Genomic DNA, 2,237 nt, shown 5'->3' with positions numbered 1-2,237 from the left:
ACACGAGCAGCTCCAGCGGTAGCGCTGTCCACCGACGGGGATCTCGAACATGCCGGTCTCGGCACCTTCCGCGTCGAGGACCCGCCGCACATTGAGACTTTGGAGCAGGGTACGCCGGGCGATATCGTCAACCAGCTCCTCAATGGAGATGCCGGCCTTCACGCGCCGGACTTTCGACTGGCTGAGCACCAGACTTGAAGGGAATGTCGCGCGAGGACGACGGGATGACCTTCTGAACGACAGTAGCCAAGGGTGATACTCTGCGACGGGCGGCCCAAAGACTCTCTCTGGGCCTCCAACCCGTCACGGAGCGCAGCGCGGCCCTCTTCCTCTCAAGGGCCGCGCTACAAATCCGACGATCAGTATGAACGGAAAGGCACAAAGCCGGAGACATGCGGTTCCGCTTATCCGGCTTTCCGGGTATCAGGCTGCGCGGTCGAGCAGCTTCTTCGCGCGGGCTGTCATTCGAGCTAAAGGCGGCGCGTCTTACGAGGAAGATCTTCTCAGGGGTCAAGGAATGAAGGCCGCATCTCCTGGTTAGCTTCAACAAGGATAAGCCGAATAGAGCCATCGCGATCGCGGGTGACCGTTACCCGATGGTGGATGACCTGTGCAATGCCGAGGCGTGGAAATCCGCTTTTGAGGTCAACGAATGATTTCCCTGCGGCCCGAAACGGAGAAAGCAGTGGCTATGGTGCCGGCACAGAGGCCCATCAGCGTGACCCGTCCGACGTGTCTCAACGGTCGACAAACTGGGATGGCGATCACGTACCGTCGCGTCGATCCTCTGCCGAGTGCCAGTCCGCACCGTAGAGTTGGATCATCTCGCGATGGGACCGATTGATCAAGGCGCGCTCGACGCAATATCCGGCCGCGAATGAGACTACTAGCGCAAGCCCACAGGCGATGTAGCCGTTGAAATCCCACAAAATGCTGACGCTGGCGCTTGCGATAAAAGTGACAGCCATGACCGTGTTGCGGAATGCGTTGACCATGTTGCTCCCCCAGCCAGTCGCAGCGGAACAACTTAGCATTGCGGGCATGACGATTAACGGCGAAAATGGCCGATCACTCGCCGTCTTGCTGCTCATCGAGCCAGCACTTTCTTGCGCAATCCTTGCCGCGAGCCACTCGTCAATTTAGTGTTCCCCATCCAATTCGGTTTTCCCTAGCGCAACACGATGGGGATATTGTTTTTGATCTTCCAGCTGCTCCAGCAAAGGGCGTTGGTGCTGCCAGTTCCGGCAGTTCACGAAACAACACGGTGTGCGTGACTTGCTTTATCCTTTAGATCGGGCGGCCGCGTGTTGAAACAGCATCAACGCTCCGGGTGGGAACGTGTTGTTCATCACGTTCCCCTTGGAAGCTGGAAACGCCAGCTGCAAGACAGGGCTATGGTCATCGCGAACTTCAAGTGTCATGGGCGATGCGGCCTGCTTCCAGCCTATTCGCGGGCTATCTCGGAGAGCCTTTTGGCGCGCAGGCTTGCTATGGGTCGCTCCACGCCTTTATCGTCGCGGATCAATTGTCCACCGCCGCGAATATCAGAATAGTATCTTTTCATGGTCACTCAAACAGTCTCTTGCGGCTCCAGAAGATCTGCTGCCATCGAGGTGTTGCCCCTAGCCCAAATCGAAATAGCGATGGCCCTCTCGTCGTGTCCGAAGCGGCCCAGGCACGTCTTGGAGGCAGCGCTGTGTCCACCACCGTGTATTCCACGATCTGCTTGTTGATTCGGTCGGCAGGCAGAACTCTGCCCCTTCCCTGACTACATCTACCGCGCTCTAAATCAAGCCAAATGCGAGCAAGCTAGACCAGAAGCGCGATACCGGCGGCGGTCAGGGCCAAGAGGCTACCCGAAACAAGTCGTGATCGCGCATGGAGCCGTCCTCGGCTGCGCCAAAGAAGCGAATACAGCCGCCGCCGCTTTCCCGCCCGATCAGCATTTCGTTCAAATCCGATGCAAAATTCCTTCCCTTCTCGGTTGAGAATGCATGTTTTCGTCGTTCTCAGGGGCGAGCTTGCTGTTTTGCGGCAGCACTATCAGCATAATGCATTACCGGCTTGGCGAACCGAAGGTGTTCGCGCCTCACGAGCCGCGAATTCGTAGTTATCGCTTCTCGGCCCTTGTGAAAGCATCGGAGCGAGACGTTTCATAGTTGCTACATGGCCTTCGGATTGATTTCGTAAAATGCGCTGCTTTTTCATTCTTCTTGTGACCCTTGCGATCATGGTGT

2 protein-coding genes and 1 pseudogene are annotated in these 2,237 nt (G+C 57.1%); all 3 read right to left on the bottom strand.

What is annotated here, in order from left to right; translation table 11 throughout:
* Positions 1 to 250, bottom strand: a pseudogene (locus XF30_RS39225) (DNA-binding protein); the annotation flags it as partial.
* A gap of 514 nt (positions 251 to 764) precedes the next feature.
* Positions 765 to 995 carry a hypothetical protein gene (locus XF30_RS11465; RefSeq protein WP_109145669.1) on the bottom strand — a complete coding sequence of 77 codons (231 nt, stop codon included), beginning with the start codon at positions 993 to 995 and terminating at the stop codon, positions 765 to 767.
* Positions 996 to 2,043: 1,048 nt separating this feature from the next.
* Positions 2,044 to 2,237 (bottom strand): hypothetical protein (locus XF30_RS38855; RefSeq protein WP_204524499.1); only part of this gene is annotated, 194 nt, incomplete at its 5' end.

The organism is Bradyrhizobium sp. SUTN9-2 (assembly GCF_003122645.1).
Classification (GTDB): domain Bacteria; phylum Pseudomonadota; class Alphaproteobacteria; order Rhizobiales; family Xanthobacteraceae; genus Bradyrhizobium; species Bradyrhizobium yuanmingense.
Note: the sequence above shows the minus strand (reverse complement) of the source record. Positions and strands in the feature narration are given on the sequence as shown.